The organism is Hoeflea sp. AS60 (assembly GCF_038900115.1).
In the GTDB taxonomy this organism is placed as follows: Bacteria; Pseudomonadota; Alphaproteobacteria; order Rhizobiales; family Rhizobiaceae; genus Hoeflea.
Genome location: NZ_JBBMQP010000002.1, coordinates 235,706 through 250,757, shown reverse-complemented (window position 1 = coordinate 250,757; position 15,052 = coordinate 235,706). Strand labels below are relative to the sequence as shown.

General features: G+C 58.7%; 14 protein-coding genes. 4 read left to right on the top strand and 10 right to left on the bottom strand.

Annotation, left to right across the window (positions count from 1 at the left end):
• Positions 1-320: 320 nt before the first annotated feature.
• From WNZ14_RS11470 to WNZ14_RS11460, 3 genes are read left to right on the top strand one after another with little or no spacing between them, the layout of a single operon-like run.
• Complete coding sequence (locus tag WNZ14_RS11470) at positions 321-1,301, top strand: ABC transporter permease (protein ID WP_342868786.1); 981 nt, start codon at positions 321-323, stop codon at positions 1,299-1,301.
• A complete protein-coding gene (locus WNZ14_RS11465) occupies positions 1,298-2,212 on the top strand; it encodes an ABC transporter permease (RefSeq protein WP_342868785.1) in 915 nt (304 codons plus the stop codon). Before WNZ14_RS11470 ends, WNZ14_RS11465 begins: the two co-directional genes overlap by 4 nt.
• On the top strand, positions 2,209-3,846 hold the full coding sequence (locus tag WNZ14_RS11460; protein ID WP_342868784.1) for an ABC transporter ATP-binding protein: 1,638 nt from the start codon (positions 2,209-2,211) through the stop codon (positions 3,844-3,846). Before WNZ14_RS11465 ends, WNZ14_RS11460 begins: the two co-directional genes overlap by 4 nt.
• On the opposite strand, the gene WNZ14_RS11455 is transcribed toward WNZ14_RS11460, so the two are convergent.
• Positions 3,847-4,566, bottom strand: coding sequence for an HAD family hydrolase (locus tag WNZ14_RS11455; RefSeq protein ID WP_342868783.1), 720 nt, complete (start codon positions 4,564-4,566; stop codon positions 3,847-3,849). It abuts the gene before it with no gap.
• 83 nt (positions 4,567-4,649) lie between these two features.
• Between WNZ14_RS11455 and WNZ14_RS11450 the strand changes: the two genes are divergently transcribed.
• Positions 4,650-5,597: an alpha/beta hydrolase gene (locus tag WNZ14_RS11450; protein ID WP_342868782.1), complete on the top strand. Its 948-nt coding sequence runs from the start codon at positions 4,650-4,652 to the stop codon at positions 5,595-5,597.
• Between the two features lie 24 nt (positions 5,598-5,621).
• Here WNZ14_RS11450 and WNZ14_RS11445 read toward each other — a convergent pair whose 3' ends face one another.
• From WNZ14_RS11445 to WNZ14_RS11405, 9 genes are all read right to left on the bottom strand, one after another.
• Positions 5,622-7,628 carry a CocE/NonD family hydrolase gene (locus WNZ14_RS11445; protein ID WP_342870216.1) on the bottom strand — a complete coding sequence of 669 codons (2,007 nt, stop codon included), beginning with the start codon at positions 7,626-7,628 and terminating at the stop codon, positions 5,622-5,624.
• Positions 7,629-7,800: 172 nt separating this feature from the next.
• The gene (locus WNZ14_RS11440; RefSeq protein ID WP_342868781.1) at positions 7,801-9,003 is read right to left on the bottom strand and encodes an arginine deiminase family protein; all 1,203 of its coding nucleotides are present in this window, start codon (positions 9,001-9,003) and stop codon (positions 7,801-7,803) included.
• A 174-nt stretch (positions 9,004-9,177) separates the two neighbouring features.
• Complete coding sequence (locus WNZ14_RS11435; protein ID WP_342868780.1) at positions 9,178-9,843, bottom strand: Crp/Fnr family transcriptional regulator; 666 nt, start codon at positions 9,841-9,843, stop codon at positions 9,178-9,180.
• A gap of 302 nt (positions 9,844-10,145) precedes the next feature.
• Entirely contained in the window at positions 10,146-10,868 is a 723-nt protein-coding gene (locus WNZ14_RS11430) for an HAD-IA family hydrolase (protein ID WP_342868779.1), read from the bottom strand.
• Positions 10,865-11,422, bottom strand: a complete 558-nt coding sequence (locus tag WNZ14_RS11425) for a thioredoxin family protein (protein WP_342868778.1) — start codon at positions 11,420-11,422, stop codon at positions 10,865-10,867. The genes WNZ14_RS11430 and WNZ14_RS11425 overlap by 4 nt, the downstream gene beginning before the upstream one ends.
• Positions 11,423-11,456: 34 nt before the next feature.
• Positions 11,457-12,131, bottom strand: coding sequence for a ribulose-phosphate 3-epimerase (gene rpe / locus WNZ14_RS11420; RefSeq protein ID WP_342868777.1), 675 nt, complete (start codon positions 12,129-12,131; stop codon positions 11,457-11,459).
• Complete coding sequence (gene cbbX, locus WNZ14_RS11415) at positions 12,128-13,075, bottom strand: CbbX protein (protein ID WP_342868776.1); 948 nt, start codon at positions 13,073-13,075, stop codon at positions 12,128-12,130. The genes rpe and cbbX overlap by 4 nt, the downstream gene beginning before the upstream one ends.
• 72 nt (positions 13,076-13,147) lie before the next feature.
• Positions 13,148-13,540: a ribulose bisphosphate carboxylase small subunit gene (locus WNZ14_RS11410; RefSeq protein ID WP_342868775.1), complete on the bottom strand. Its 393-nt coding sequence runs from the start codon at positions 13,538-13,540 to the stop codon at positions 13,148-13,150.
• Positions 13,541-13,562: 22 nt separating this feature from the next.
• Complete coding sequence (locus tag WNZ14_RS11405; RefSeq protein ID WP_342868774.1) at positions 13,563-15,026, bottom strand: form I ribulose bisphosphate carboxylase large subunit; 1,464 nt, start codon at positions 15,024-15,026, stop codon at positions 13,563-13,565.
• Positions 15,027-15,052: the final 26 nt, after the last annotated feature.

Here is a 15,052-nt window from a genome sequence, read left to right as displayed (position 1 = left end):
TATCCTGTCCTGCCAAATGCGTTTGTCAACAGCCAGACAGGGCTTGGTGATAAGGACGCTATAGCCCATGGAGACCAAAAAATGTAGTGCTAAGGCACACTTAAGGCTCACTTTAGCAATGCGTCAGTTAGCTTCAAGCTGATCGTGCACGCCATGCGAGTACCTCCACAGCTTATCTGTCCTCATATCCGATCAGCCGGTTTACAAGCGCGCTCCACTGGACAACAATGTCGACCAATGCCAATCGAACGGAGTCCAATCACTCTGGTTGACTTGGACAGGTGGCGGTAAGACCACCGGCAACTAAGGAGATTTTGCGTTTGAACGCTGTGCTGTCGACCATATTGAAAAGACTCGGGATGGGGATCGCGACCCTCTTCGTTGTCTCAGCAATCATTTTCAGTTCCATTTCAATGCTACCGGGAGATTTCAGTGAGGCGGTGCTCGGCCAGGCCGCAACCCAGGAAACCGTGACGGCGTTCCGGAAGGAACTAGGCCTGGATAAGTCAGCGCCGGTGAGATATTTCGAATGGGTCGGCTCTGTTTTGCAGGGCGACTTGGGAACATCTTTTTCAGGCCGCAACGCATCGGGCCAGGACCGTTCACGGCAAGTCAGCGCGCTGGTCATGCCAAGGCTTTGGAACACGCTTTTTCTCGCAGGCGTAACGGCACTGATAGCCGTACCGCTGGCGCTTTTCCTTGGATTGACCGCAGCCCTTTACCGAAACACGGCCTATGACCGGATCGTCAACGGCTTGACGCTGACCACGATCTCGACACCAGAATTCTTTGTCGCCTATATCCTGATCCTGTTTCTCGCGTCGCTGTGGCCGGTCTTCCCGTCGCTTGCCAATATCGATGCCTCGACCGCTCTTGGCGAAAGGCTCTACCGGGTGGCGCTTCCGGCGCTGACCCTGACTTTGGTCATTGTCGCGCACATGATGCGCATGACCCGCGCCGCGATCATCAATCTTCTGGCAAGCCCCTACATCGAAATGGCGCGACTCAAGGGGGCATCACGATCCCAGATCATCCTCAAGCATGCCCTGCCAAATGCGTGGGCGCCGATCGCAACCGTGATCGCGTTCAACCTCGCCTATCTGGTTGTCGGCGTGGTCGTTGTCGAAGTGGTGTTCGTCTACCCCGGCATCGGCCAGCTGATGGTTGACGCGGTGACCAGCCGCGACATCCCGGTTGTCCAGGCCTGCGCGTTGATCTTCGCCGCCACCTATATCCTGTTGAACCTGACTGCCGACATTATCGGCATCGTCACCAACCCGCGATTGTTGCACCCACGATGAGCGAGCAACCCGACACTTACTCAGCCTCCGCGGAAGTCGCGGTGGTTCGCAAACGCCGCAGCGGCTTCGAGCGGTTCACACTGTTGATGAAGTCTGCACCGCCCAGCGCCTGGTTCGGCATGATTGTCGTCAGCCTCTATATTCTCGTGGCCATCTTTGCCGATGTCCTCGCGCCCTATGGCGAGGCCGAAATTCATTCCGTGGCCTTTGCACCGTGGGGTGACGAGTTCTTTTTCGGCACCGATCAGATCGGTCGCGATGTGCTCACCCGACTGATTTACGGCGCGCGCAACACCATGGGCATTGCGCTTGCGACAACATTTTTGTCCTTTCTTATTGGCGGCGGCCTCGGCCTGGTGGCAGCCATCAACCGCAGTTGGCTCGATCAGGTACTAAGCCGGTTTGTCGATGTGCTTATGGCGATTCCAAGCCTGATCTTCGCTCTGATGCTCCTGTCGATTTTCGGATCGACCATCACCAGCCTGATCATGATTATCGCGGTGCTGGATTCCACCCGCGTCTTCCGTCTGACCCGCGCCGTCGCCGTCAATGTGGCCGTGATGGACTATGTGGAAGCCGCGAAGTTGCGTGGCGAAGGCCTCGGATGGATCATGCGCCGGGAAATCCTGCCCAACATCATGCCGCCGCTGGTTGCCGAATTTGGACTGCGGTTCTGTTTCGTATTCCTGACTATCGCGGCGCTGTCATTCCTTGGCGTCGGCATCCAGCCACCTACCGCTGACTGGGGCTCCATGGTTCGCGCCAACGCATCCCTGATCCAGTTTGCCAAATACGACATCACTGCGGCCATCACACCGCTTCTACCGGCTGCGGCAATCGCGCTGCTGACGGTAGCGGTCAACTTCATCGTTGACTGGTTCTTGCAGAAAACAAGCGGGCTCCGCGAATGACCGACACAACCGAACCCAACCACGATATCCTGCTGAAGATGCGTGACATCCGCATCGACGGTTTTTCCGACGAACAATGGCACCCGATCATCAAGGGCGTTGATCTGACGCTTCGCCGCGGCGAGATCATGGGGCTGATTGGCGAATCAGGCGCTGGCAAATCCACTCTCGGCAAGGCGGCCATGGGCTACACCCAGCCCGGCTGCAAACTGACCGGCGGCTCGATCATGTTCGACGGCATTGACCTGGCAAAGGCCAGCGACCGGGAAAAACGCAAGCTCTGGGGAACCCGCATTGCCTATGTGGCGCAATCCGCAGCTGCGTCCTTCAACCCCGCGCACCGGCTGATCGATCAGACTGTAGAGGCCGCCACAAGACGTGGAATAAGGCCGGACGCTGAATCCCGCACGGACGCGATAGAGTTGTTCAGGGCCCTGCAATTGCCCAATCCCGAAACCATCGGCAACCGCTATCCGCATCAGGTTTCTGGCGGACAGTTGCAGCGCGTGATGACCGCTATGGCAATGTCGCCCAGGCCGGATCTGATCATCTTTGACGAACCGACCACGGCACTTGATGTCACCACCCAGGTTGAGGTTCTGGCGTCGATGCGCAACATCGTCGAGGAATTCAACACGGCTGCCATCTACATCACCCACGATCTGGCAGTCGTTGCCCAGATGGCCGACTTCATCCACGTGCTTCGGTTCGGCGAGGAGGTCGAGGAAGCCCCGACCCGGCAGATGCTGACCAAGCCGGAACAGCCATACACCAAATCTCTCTGGTCGGTCCGGGCGCTCGAAAAGCCGGAAGTCAAAGGCGACGATATCGTCCTCTCGATAGATAACGTCGACGCTGCCTATGGTCCGCTCAAGGTTCTCCACGATGTGAGTATCAAACTGCCGCGCGGGCGAACCGTGGCAGTGGTCGGCGAATCGGGCTCGGGCAAATCGACGACGGCTCGGGTGATGACTGGCTTGCTGCCACCGCTCAGTGGCAGCGTGACATTCAATGGCGAGCCCCTGCCCGCCGCCTTGAAGGATCGCAGCAAGGATCAGCTGCAACGCATCCAGATGATCTACCAGATGGCCGATACGGCGATGAACCCGCGTCAGACCGTCGAGGACATCATCGGCAGGCCTCTCGAGTTCTACCTCGGCCTGCATGGCAAGGAGCGCGAGGAGCGGATCCTCGAACTTCTGGACATGATCGAGCTTGATGAGAGCTTCATGGACAGGCTGCCGTCCGAACTTTCCGGCGGCCAGAAACAGCGCATCTGCATTGCCCGCGCGCTGGCGGCCAGACCGGACATCATCATCTGCGATGAAGTCACCTCGGCGCTCGACCAGATCGTTCAGGAAGGCATTCTGAAACTGCTGCTGCGGCTGCAGAAGAAGTACAACATCACTTATCTTTTCATCACCCATGACATCGCCACCGTGCAGGCGATATCAGATGAGATCGTGGTGATGTTCGAGGGCAAGGTAGTTGAACAGGGCCTCAAGAGCGAAATCCTGTCGCCGCCCTTCCCCGAGTATACCCAGTTGCTTCTGTCTTCAGTCCCCGAAATGGATCCCGACTGGCTCACCAACCTGTTGGCGGCGCGCACGGACGGGCAAGAAACCAAGGCCTGATTACGCGCGCACCAGCAAGCCAGGCAGGTCGCTGACCGAGCCGATCAGCACATCCGCGAGATCCGTCAGCGTTTCTTCGGACCCCGTTCCGGACAAGACGCCGATCGCAGCACCTGCGCCGGCGGCCCGTGCCATTTGCATATCGTGCCGGTTGTCACCAACCATGGCGACTTCGCCAGGCGTTATGCCCATATGAGACGCGAAAGCACGCAACATGCCCGGCTGCGGCTTGGGGCCGTGGCCACTGTCATAGCCTGCGATGAAATTGATATGTGACGAGAGGCCCAGCACCTCGACCGTGCGCCGTATGCTCGCTTCACCGTCGCTCGAGGCGATGCCAATTGACAGCCCGGCGTCGGCCAGCGTCCGCATCAGGGCGTCGAGGTCGCAGATCGGCCAAGGCGTATCCGCACCTTCGACGAAGGCTTGATCAAGCAGCCGGGCCAGTTTTTCAGGCTCTACCGGGCTGCCATGCTCGACCATATGCGCGGCAATTTCGTTGGCATTGGCGGCAGCAAACATGCTGTCCGCCCGGGTCTTGCCGGTAGCCGGGTCCATCCCGCATTCGTTGAGCAGGATATCAGCCAATGCCGCATCACCATCAGCCGCGATCAATGCCGCCTTGCGGTTGGTTGCAGCCCAGGTCCTGTCGAAATCAACCAGAGTGCCGTCCTTGTCGAACAGGATTGCCTTGATCTCGTTACTGAATTTCCATGTCATAATGCTTTTCCGATTTGACAGAAGCTGTGCCTCGCGATTGCATGGGCGTCAACACCGAGACCATGAACTTTAAGGACAATCCGTTGCGCCCTATTCCGTACGACACCTTGCTGGATGACGAAACCTGGTCGTTCATCGACAAGTCGACCGCGTTCTACCCCGAAAATGCAACAGACCTCGACTATCAGGGCCAGCGCCGCGTCTATGACGATTTGTGCAAGGCGTTTGACGCAGGTCGTCCCTCAGGCGTGACGGTTCGTGACTATTCAGTTCCTGGCCCCGCGACCCCGATTCCGGTTCGAGAGTATCTGCCTGCATCCGGCGCGCCCGAAGCAACCGTGCTGTATCTCCACGGCGGTGGCTTCATCCTCGGCGGACTGGAAAGCCACGACAGCATTTGCGCGGAATTCTGTGACCAGACCGGATACGCGGTCGTTGCCGTCGATTACCGCCTGGCGCCAGAGCATCTGTACCCGGCCCAGTTTGACGATGCACTGGCAGCCTTCCGCTTCGTGGCCCACGCCGCCGGGCATCCTGTGATCATCAGCGGCGACAGCGCAGGCGGCAATCTGGCAGCAGCTGTGTGCTGGGCAACCCGGGGCGAAGAGCTGGTTCCAGCGGGACAGGTGCTGATCTACCCGGCGCTCGGTGCCGACACCAGCAAAGGCAGCTTTGTCAACCAGGCCAACGCCCCGATGCTGTCGACCGCCGACATGATCTACTATGACGACTTGCGCTCAGGTGGCGCCTCCCCGACTGATGACCCTTCCTTTACGCCACTTGCCGCGACCGACTTCACGGAAATGCCGCCAACGCTGGTGTTTACCGCCGAGTGCGATCCGCTCTCTGGCGATGGTCCCGACTACTGCGCTCACATCATCAATGCCGGCGGCAAGGCCTTCTGCTTTGAGGAGAAAGGCCTGGTCCACGGATATCTTCGCGCCCGGCACTCGGTCGACCGTGCCCGCGGAAGCTTCACCCGGATGATTGCCGGCATCAGGGCACTTGGCGCAGGCGAATGGCCCTATTGAGCCTTATTCGCCTGGCCTTCTGGGTCAGACGAACCGGCGTGCAATCCGTTCGTCCCATTCCTTCTCGAACATGACCGTGTCGTTCTCCGTCGCCACCAGTTTTCCGGTGATGTAGAACCAGTCCTGATCACACCGCATCTCCATCTCGGCGACAGTTTCAGTCCACCATTTGTCACGCCCGCCGGTCTGCTCCCAGCGGATATGGGCCGTGGCCGATAGCGGGTCTTCCGGGTGGATCGACCAGCGCTCGCACGTGGTGCTGCCTGATATCAGTCCATGCTCAAGATCGCGATCCTCGCCCGCGTCATTGAAAATGGATGTGGTCACCACACCGGTTTCCGGATCGGTCTCGGCAATCCGGGTGGATGCGGAAGGCCTCAGGTTTTCATGCCGCCATGGAGATGCCCCGACCGGCTTTTCAAATCTGCATTCGTCTTGATCAGCCGACGTCGAGCGGCAGGGAAGCTTCAATGTCCCCGCCTCAAGCGTCACAGTGGCCTGCTCAGGTGCCGGCCAGATGAACGGCCAGTAGCTGGTCGAGATTGCGATCCGCAAACGATGGCCTGCCGGAATGCGATAGGCGATCTGATCGAGTGTGAGCGTGGTTTCAAACGCCTCTCCAGGCGTCAGAAGTTCCGGATCCTCGGCTGAGTTCCTGTGTGTCAGGTTGAACACGCCCATGGTGATCAACGCCGAGGTTCCGTCCGGTCTCAGATCACAAAGCCGCACAGCCACCTGCGCCATTGGCTTGTCTGATCTGGCTCGGATCACAAGGCTCGGGGCACCGACAATATCGAGCGGGATGTCCAGCACATCTCCATCGAAGCAGGCTGATCGCAGATCATCTGGTGTTTGTTCATCCGGCAATTCCGGTCCGTATGCGAAGGGGAAGTACTCACCCGCCTGGCTGCCGCAATCGAACGGCGAACACACCGGAACCGGTGCAGTCATTGACGACGGTCCAAGGGTACCATCCCCCAGTGCCAGCACAGTGTCCGCAATACCTGCCGATGGCCATTCCGGTTCCGCGATCCAGCGGCCCGGGCGCTCATCCACCCATCGCTCTGGTGCAATGCTGTCCATTAGCCAAGTCCGGTAGGCCGGAAGGCTCTCGGCACCATTGTCGATGCCCTTGAGCCAATGGTCCCACCAGCGCTTGGCTTCCTGCAGAAAACCGATCCGCGGTTCGGGTCCCGCGTAGTGCGGATATTTGTGGATCCACGGCCCGACCATGCCTTTGGCAGGCGCGTCGAGATTTTCGACCAGATGCGAAATCGTGTTGCGGTAGCCGTCATGCCAACCGCCGATAGACAGCACCGCTGCCTCGATAGCACTGTAATCTTCACAAACCGAGCCATGCTTCCAGTAGTCGTCGCGCGTCTGCCGCGAGATCCATTCGCGCGCCAGAAACGGCATTTCCCTGAGCCGGTTGAGCCACAACTCGCGCCAGCCCGGTCCAAGAAGCAACGGATCGGGCGGACGCGATGAATAGGACAGCATGTTTGCTGCCCAGCCGAAATTCTCGCCAAGCAGACACCCGCCCTTGAAATGAATGTCGTCAGCAAAGCGGTCAACCGTCGAGCAGATCGTGATAATCGCCTTCAGCGCCGGCGGCCTGAGCGCTGCCACCTGCAGCGAATTGAACCCGCCCCACGAAATCCCCATCATGCCCGCAGTGCCGGAACACCAAGGCTGTGCGGTCGCCCAGGCGATGACATCGCAAGCGTCCTGCAATTCCTGCGGCGTATATTCATCCGTCATCAGACCTTCGGAATCGCCATTCCCCCGCATATCAACCCGGATACAGGCATATCCCTGACCTGCCATCCATGGATGGGTGAGGCTGTCGCGCACGATTGTGCCATCGCGTTTGCGGTAGGGTAGATGCTCCAGAATCACCGGTACGGGCTGTTCAACCGCGTCCTTCGGCATCCAGATCCGAGCCGACAACCGGCACCCATCAGGCATCTCGATTGGCTGGTCTTCGATCTCGATAACCTCGCGCCCAAACGCGGTCTGTGTTTCCGGCATGAATGACGCCACGATATGTCTCCAGGAAAGATAAGCAGCCCGGAAAATGTCACGCCAGTGCAGGGTCATGCAATGGTTGATTGGGTAAATTTCCAAAACAGAACCAATCAATTGGCGCGTTACGCCATGATCCGGGAGTGATCCGACGGCGGATCTCTTTGTTCCACCAATTTTAGGTGGCGTGGAGTGCTGTCATCAGCCCGCGAGGGCCCTTTCCTTGACCGGAAACTGCAGCGCCCGGAAATGTCGACACTATTTCAACACCATGCTGCTCGAGCAATCGAAATGCGGCTGCATGCTCCTCAAACGCTATGATTCTCCCCGGCGACAAGACGATGGGCGCCAGCCGCGTGAGCGCGTCTGCGACCGGTTCAGGCTGCCGCTTCATGTCGATCAGAACAAGATCAGCGGTCCCCATGGACCGTGCCAGCTCATCGACGAACGACGTTCTGCAGGCCTCGATCGCCAGGACCGCGCCCCGATGATTGGCACGCACCACGAAAGAATTGACCGTTTTCAGCAGCTTCATGTCGACAAGCAGGCACTCGCGACTGAGCGGCAGGAAGCAATCGTCGAGGCACGCACAATCGGTTCCGGTCAGGTCGAGCCACAACATTGTCCCGGCCTTGTTCTCCCGAAACAGCGATTCTGCCAGCAATGACAGCGCCCGCACGCTTGTGCCTTTGGTTATTGCTGCGACGCAAACCCTCTCGCCCGGCATGGCGATGTCATTTACGTCGAGCGGCGGGCAGGATCGCTCAGCGCCGTCGGCGGTCAACCAGAACTCAAACCTCGATTGATCAAACATTGGTGCAAAATTGAGAACCGCGCCCGCGGTTATTGCCGCAGCACGGCTTTGCTGCAGCTCCGGTTGGGACAACAGCACGCCACCGCCGATGACGCAAAACCATCCGCCCAAATTGGCAACATTGGCAAGCGGCGCGATGAACCATCCGTCGTCTTGGGTGGCGCCTTCATGCGGACGAGCAAGACCGGCAGGCAGATCAGCATCGTACATGCCGTCCATCAGATAGCCTGTCAGTGCTTGGGCAGGCTGCTCGCTCAACCACGAAATGATATCGCAGGATCCGCTTTGATCACCCTTCAATTCAGAAATCCGTCGTTCGAGAATCCAGTCTCGCGCATCAGCAAATCCAAGGGCGGAATAAAGTTGCGCATCAAGATGCCGGACGGTCACACCAGCCGTCTCAAGTTCCCGCACCAGTCGCCCATGTTGCTGCGCCGCCTCTTGGCTCTCGTCTTCTGCAAGCCCGGTCGTTTCCCCAAGAGGATTGCAAAACGGCCCCTGAACGAGAGCCTCCTTCAAAACGCCAATGTCGTCGATCACCGAGATTGCTGTGCCTGCCTTGACCATGTTCTCCCCACTCCCGAGGCAAAAGTGGCCAGGGTCTGTGCAAATCATGCTCGGCCTAAAGCGCGGTGTTCACATTGATGAGCGTCAATGCCTCGGCATCTCGCTTGGTTGTGTTGTCGAAGAATGGAATTTCCAGTCATCTGACCGGCGCGATTGCGCCAGGCGCCGGGGCGCTCAATGGGAAGCGATCCTGTCGAGATCGGCGCGGGATTCGCCCGAATGTCTGATCAGCTCGCCTGGGTTGAGCAGTTCGAAATGTTTGGCGTTGATGATGCGGATGACCTTGCCCCGCGCCAGGGTCTGGATATTGCGGCTCAACGTCTCTGGTGTCGTTCCAAGATAGTCGGCAATATCACGGCGGCTGAGCGGCACATGAACGACAAGCTGGGTCGGCGCCGTGATATCCAGATGCTGGTTTTTCGACCGTCTCGAAAACACATAGAGCAAGGTGGCGACGCGTTGCATCGTGGTATGGCCATTGGTGATCGCCGCCCATTCACGCACCGCATCAAGTTCATCAAGCTTTGCCTTTAGCATCTCGTGTTCAACATCCGGATGCTCACCAAGGAAACGTTCGAAATCCATCTTGTTCATGGCGCACAGCGTCACGTCGGTGACCGCTTCATAGGAGAACTGCAATTCCTCGGAAAACAGGCGGCCGAAAAAGTCTGACGGAAACAGCAGGCCGACAATATGATCATCGCCATTGGCCGATGCGCTGGAAAGCTTGACCACGCCTTCGACAATATTGCCCACGATATCGCAGGCTTCGCCTTGCGCCTGAATGACAGTGCCACGGGAAAACTTCCGCATGTGAGAAATACGGTCGAGCTGCACCATCGCCTCTTCAGAGGCCGCGCTGCAAACGGATCGGTTGTAAACTGGGCATTTCGTGCATTTTCCGCATAGACAGGCAACATCGGCAACAGAGTTCATATGCTGATCCTTGCTTGTTCGGGGCGCGTGTCTACCAGATGACTGATCCTATCGCGGAACAGCCTTGCCCACCTGCGTTCTCCTAGCATCAATCGCGCTGACAATGAAGCACAGAGGACCGCTTCACACGACCTTTGATTGAGAATGGGGAACTAAGTGCAAGCATAAATGGCTCTCATGACCGTACTGGAAACCGGTCCGTGAGCTCAGCTTTGCCCCTTGACCGGTGCCTTGAGAAATTCAATCGCGCTGGCCAAGCCGGTCAGGTCGGAGATTACAACATCTGCCCCGAGCTGATCGACAGGAACGTTGGTGTAGCCGCCATGCACAGCAATACTTGCCATCTTCGCAGCTCTTGCCGCACCAATGTCGGCCGGACTGTCGCCAACCATCAGGGCACGACTGACCGGCAACCCCAGAACCGAAAGCGCGTGATAGAGCATGTCCGGCTCAGGTTTGCGCGCCGGACCGGTGTCCCCCCCGACCACCACATCAACCTGGCCATCGATCCCGAAATGCTTCAAAATCTCGTGGGTAAAAGCTTCTGGCTTGTTGGTGACCACGGCAATCTTGACGCCGGCATCGTGATAGGCGGCGATCAACTCCAGCGCTCCGGGCATGGCGGTCGTGGCCTTTGTGAGATGCTTGCCGTAAATCCCCATCATCCGGCCGGTCACGGTATTCAACGCGTCACCTTCAACCGGCTTGCCTTGGGACGCATAGGCGCGCTCGACGAGCTTCTTAACCCCGTTGCCGATCATGCCCCGAACCGCATCCACGCTGAGTGTCGGCAGATCGTCGCCTGACAAAAGCTCATTCACCGCGGCCGCAATATCTGGCGCGGAGTCGATCAGCGTCCCGTCGAGATCAAAGAGGATGGCTTGCGGCCATCCATGGCGGTCGTCGTCACTCGCAAAAATCTCGGTCACGCAGTTTCCTTCCATTTGATCGAGCAGCCCATCGAGGCAACCTGCTCTGCCGGACCCTTGCCGGTTTCAGCCACCTGCCGCATGGCCTCGAAAAGGTCCCGGCGCAGATCCTCCGGTCCCGATTGCTTGCGCGACGCGTCAAGCCGACCGCGATACTGCAGTTCCATCGCCGAATTGAAGCCAAAGAAATCCGGCGTGCAGACCGCGTCCCAGGCCCGCGCCACCGACTGATCCGCATCATAGAGATACGGACACGGAAACCGGTGCGCATCGGCGAAGATCTTCATGTTCTCAAACGAATCTTCCGGATAGGCATCCACATCATTGGAAGAGATGGCAACGAACCCCACGCCAAGGCCTGCCAGCTCGTCGGCATCACGCACGATCCGGTCGATCACCGCTTTGACATAGGGGCAATGGTTGCAGATGAAGGCCACAACCAGACCATTCGGCCCGGCCTCAGCAAGGATGCTGTGATTAGTGCCGTCCACGCCGCGCAAGGTGGCGTTGCCAGGTTTCCAGCCAAAGTCGCATAGCGGGGGGATTGCAGCCATTCCTCATCTCCTCAATCAATCACCAGTCTACGTCTTATCGCATGGCGCAGTCCGATGCAGCCCGGATAGCCTCTATATTGGTCTTGTACGCCGCCTGTGTACCCCCCTTGAACACCGCGGAGCCCGCAACCAGCACATTTGCGCCGGCAGCCGCCACCAGCGGCGCAGTTTCTGGCGTCACGCCGCCATCAATTTCAATGTCGATCGGCCGTTCGCCGATCATGCTCTTCACCCGCGCCACCTTGTCGACCACTGCAGGGATGAATGTCTGGCCGCCAAAGCCGGGATTGACCGTCATCAGCAGGATAAGATCAAGCCGCTCAAGAACATACTCAAGTACATTTTCAGGCGTTGATGGATTGAGCGACACCCCGGCCTTCTTGCCGAGATCACGGGTCGCCTGCAGTGACCGGTCGAGGTGCTTGGTGGCTTCGGCATGCACGGTGATGATGTCGCAACCTGCATCAGCGAAAGCTGCCAGAAACGGATCGCATGGCTCGATCATCAAATGGCAGTCGAAGATCTTGTCGGTGCGGTTGCGCACGGCCTTGATGATCGGCGGCCCAAAGGTGATGTTGGGCACGTAATGTCCGTCCATCACATCGAGATGGATCCAGTCCGCCCCTGCCGCAACCACGGCCTCGATTTCCTCGCCGAGCCGGGAGAAATCAGCCGACAGAACCGAGGGCGCGATGATGGTTGACCTCATGCTCCCGCCTCAGGCTGGCCGTCGGGCATGCCCATGGTGAACACGCGGCTGACTTTCAGATCCTCGGCGGTGATGGTCGAGAGCTCCTTCGCGGTCACCGGTCCGGTGGAAGTTACGAAAAGCCGGTTAGCCTGCCGCAGCCGGGCCCGGTCAAGCGCATTGCGGATTGATCGGGCATTGGCAAAATGCGGCTGTTGCCTTCTCAGCCGCACATAGCGCTGCATCAGATCGTGGGCTTCATCATCGAACTGGTAATTCTGCTGCGCCAGCATGCCATCCGCGATCTGCAGCAATTCTTCATCACCGTAATCAGGAAACTCGATATGATGTGCAATGCGCGAGCGGAAGCCTGGATTGCTTTCAAAGAACTTGTCCATCCGGTCTGAATATCCGGCCAGAATGACCACCAGATCCTCACGGTTGTTTTCCATCACCTGCAGCAGGATCTCGATGGCTTCCTGTCCATAATCGCGTTCGTTGTCCGGCCGGTAGAGGTAATAGGCCTCGTCGATAAACAACACGCCGCCCATCGCCTTCTTCAGGATATCCTTGGTCTTGGGCGCAGTGTGGCCGATATATTGGCCGACGAGATCATCGCGGGTGACCGACACCAGATGACCTTTGCGGACATAGCCGAGCCTGTGCAATATATTGGCCATCCGCATCGCCACCGTGGTTTTGCCGGTCCCCGGGTTGCCGGCGAAATTCATGTGCAGTGTCGGCGTTTCATGGCTGAGCCCCATCGCCTTGCGGGCACGCTCGACAATCAGCATGGCGGCGATTTCGCCAATCCGTTGCTTGACCGGTTTGAGGCCGATCAACTCACGGTCAAGCTCGGCCAACACCTCTGCGACACCGGACTTCTCGTATTCCACGCGCAGATCAATCGCAGTAGGCTTTGCCTGTGTTTCATCGGGCGCAATCGTGTCGGCGGCCTCAGTCATCTGCTCTCTCCATCAGCATTGCCGTCCGCCCATCTGAGAGGGCGAACGGATTGAAGTCGGTCAGCGGTCAGATCAGCGCCGCACCACGTCCCAGGAATAGTTCTGGCTGCGCGAGCGCGCATCGGTGCGGATCATGTGCAGCTTGGGCTCCTCCTTCGGGCGGTTGACGATGAAGCTCATCATCACCGTTTCAAACCCGCGCGAGGAATCAAACGCATTGATCCGGATGTAGCTGTCGCCATGCGCCTTGCGGCAATCATCGAGCTCCATCATCGCACCCTTCGGATCGTTGAGATCAAACATCGGGTGGCCCCACATGTCCCAGTAGGTGTTCCTTGGATGCGGGTCGTCGGTGTATTCGAGGCCGACAGCCCATCCGCGCGACAGGCAATATTCAACCTGCGCGGAAATCTGTTCGTCGGTCAGGTCTGGCAAATAGGAAAAGCAGCCTTGGGTAATACGCATTGTGTGGTCTCCTCAATCTGGCTCACATGGAGACCGACGGCGTCGGGACATAGTCCGACGTATCGGTCGAGGTGTAGTTGAAGGTGATGTTGCCCCAGGTCTCGAGCGCAGCTTCAAGCGGCTTGCACCATTTGGCAGCTGAGCGCAGGATTTCAGGGCCTTCATTGGCGATGTCCCTGCCCTCGTTGCGGGCCATGATCATGACCTCGAGCGCAACACGGTTGGCCGTTGCCCCCGCCTGGATGCCCATCGGGTGACCTATGGTTCCGCCGCCAAACTGCAGCACCACATCGTCTCCGAACAGATCGAGCAACTGGTGCATCTGGCCGGCATGAATGCCGCCCGAGGCCACCGGCATCACCTTCTTGATGTCGGCCCAGTCCTGATCAAAGAAGATGCCGCGCGGAAGATCCACCGTGTTGTGGGTTTCGCGGCAGACATTATAGTAGCCCTGCACGGTCAGCGGATCGCCCTCGAGCTTGCCCACCGCCGTGCCGCAATGCAGGTGATCGACGCCCGCGAGCCTCAGCCACTTGGCTATCACCCGGAACGAAATGCCGTGGTTTTTCTGGCGCGTGTAGGTGCCGTGGCCGGCGCGGTGCATGTGCAGGATCATGTCGTTTTGACGGCACCATTCCGAGATCGACTGGATCGCGGTCCAGCCGATGATCAGGTCGACCATGACGATCACAGAGCCCAGTTCCTTGGCGAACTCGGCGCGCCGGTACATTTCTTCCATCGTTCCGGCGGTGATGTTGAGATAGTGGCCCTTGATCTCGCCGGACTCGGCTGACGCCTTGTTGACCGCCTCCATGCAGTAGAGGAACCGGTCGCGCCAGTGCATGAACGGTTGCGAGTTGATGTTCTCGTCATCCTTCATGAAGTCGAGACCGCCCTTGAGGCCCTCATAGACCACGCGGCCGTAATTCTTGCCCGAGAGGCCAAGCTTCGGCTTGGTCGTGGCACCCAGCAGCGGCTTGCCGAACTTGTCGAGCCGTTCGCGTTCCACCACGATGCCCGTGGGCGGCCCCTTGAAGGTCTTGCAGTAGGCGACCGGGAACCGCATATCCTCAAGCCGCGCAGCCTTGAGCGGCTTGAACGAAAACACATTGCCGATGATCGACGCGGTCAGATTGGCAATCGAGCCTTCCTCGAACAGGATCAGATCATAGGCCACATAGCAGAAATACTGCCCATCCTGCCCCGGCACCGGGTCTACCCGGTAGGCCTTGGCCCGGTACTGGTCGCAGGCCGTCAGACGGTCGGTCCACACCACGGTCCATGTCGCAGTCGAGCTCTCACCCGCCACCGCAGCCGCGGCTTCGATAGGGTCGACGCCCTCCTGCGGTGTGATCCGGAACAGCGCGATCAGGTCGGTGGCCTTGGGCTCATAGTCGCCGTCCCAATAGCCCATCTGCGCATATTTGAGCACGCCGGCCTTGTAGCGTTCCTTGCCCTTGATCTCGGTTTTTGCGTCCGTATTCATGGCGTTGACCTTTCTGTTTGAATCTC

What these genes read in the sequence shown, in the direction of transcription:
- WNZ14_RS11465 (WP_342868785.1), top strand. Translation starts at nt 1,298, where the DNA reads ATGAGCGAGCAACCCGACACTTACTCAGCCTCCGCGGAAGTCGCGGTG.
- WNZ14_RS11460 (WP_342868784.1), top strand. Translation starts at nt 2,209, where the DNA reads ATGACCGACACAACCGAACCCAACCACGATATCCTGCTGAAGATGCGT.
- WNZ14_RS11455 (WP_342868783.1), bottom strand. Translation starts at nt 4,566, where the DNA reads ATGACATGGAAATTCAGTAACGAGATCAAGGCAATCCTGTTCGACAAG.
- WNZ14_RS11445 (WP_342870216.1), bottom strand. Translation starts at nt 7,628, where the DNA reads ATGCCGGAAACACAGACCGCGTTTGGGCGCGAGGTTATCGAGATCGAA.
- WNZ14_RS11440 (WP_342868781.1), bottom strand. Translation starts at nt 9,003, where the DNA reads ATGGTCAAGGCAGGCACAGCAATCTCGGTGATCGACGACATTGGCGTT.
- WNZ14_RS11435 (WP_342868780.1), bottom strand. Translation starts at nt 9,843, where the DNA reads ATGGTGCAGCTCGACCGTATTTCTCACATGCGGAAGTTTTCCCGTGGC.
- WNZ14_RS11425 (WP_342868778.1), bottom strand. Translation starts at nt 11,422, where the DNA reads ATGGCTGCAATCCCCCCGCTATGCGACTTTGGCTGGAAACCTGGCAAC.
- rpe (WP_342868777.1), bottom strand. Translation starts at nt 12,131, where the DNA reads ATGAGGTCAACCATCATCGCGCCCTCGGTTCTGTCGGCTGATTTCTCC.
- cbbX (WP_342868776.1), bottom strand. Translation starts at nt 13,075, where the DNA reads ATGACTGAGGCCGCCGACACGATTGCGCCCGATGAAACACAGGCAAAG.
- WNZ14_RS11410 (WP_342868775.1), bottom strand. Translation starts at nt 13,540, where the DNA reads ATGCGTATTACCCAAGGCTGCTTTTCCTATTTGCCAGACCTGACCGAC.
- WNZ14_RS11405 (WP_342868774.1), bottom strand. Translation starts at nt 15,026, where the DNA reads ATGAATACGGACGCAAAAACCGAGATCAAGGGCAAGGAACGCTACAAG.